The organism is Pseudomonas sp. K5002 (assembly GCF_013386655.1).
GTDB lineage: Bacteria > Pseudomonadota > Gammaproteobacteria > Pseudomonadales > Pseudomonadaceae > Aquipseudomonas.
The window spans coordinates 376-924 of sequence record NZ_JACARK010001039.1 but is presented as its reverse complement, the minus strand read 5'-3'; the positions used below and the strand labels follow the sequence as shown (position 1 = coordinate 924).

The window sequence follows — 549 nt, the reverse complement described above, 5'->3', positions numbered from 1 at the left end:
CTGCCGACGGCACGTTCGTGTCCCTGGAGCGCTCGCTGATGCCGGCCTCCGGTGGCCTGGAAAGCCTGCCGCAAGTCGGCCTGATCGATAATTCCCTGACCATCACCCTGGCGGCCTATGGCTATGTCGGCGCCACCGGCAACCAATGGATCGGTGCCGAGCCTCTGAACGAAGAAGACGCCCAGCTCCTGGGGCGCCCGGTGGGCACGGTGTTCCTCAAGGCCCTGCGCACCACCTACGACCGCCAGGACCGCTTCATGGAATCCGTCGAAAGCCTGCTCGACCCTCTGCATTTCCGCTTGCACCTTCAATTTGGAACACCGACATGACCGCCACCACCCGCGCCCTCGGCGCCTTCTACGGCCTGGCCTTGGGCGATGCGTTGGGCATGCCCACCCAGTCCCTGAGCCGCGAGCAGGTCAAGGCGCGTTTCGGCGCGATCACCGGCCTGGAAGATGCCGACGCCGATCAGCCGATCGCGCCGAACATGCCCAAGGGCTCGATCACCGATGACACCGAACAGGCGATCCTCGTCGGCCAGTTGCTGGT

General features: G+C 65.6%; 2 protein-coding genes. Both read left to right on the top strand.

Going from position 1 to position 549, the window contains the following annotated elements; all coding sequences use genetic code 11:
- Positions 1-329: UTRA domain-containing protein (locus HX846_RS32915; RefSeq protein WP_178967020.1), on the top strand; the 329-nt coding region annotated here is incomplete at its 5' end.
- Positions 326-549: ADP-ribosylglycohydrolase family protein (locus HX846_RS39960; protein WP_256740225.1), on the top strand; the 224-nt coding region annotated here is incomplete at its 3' end. The genes HX846_RS32915 and HX846_RS39960, both read left to right, overlap by 4 nt.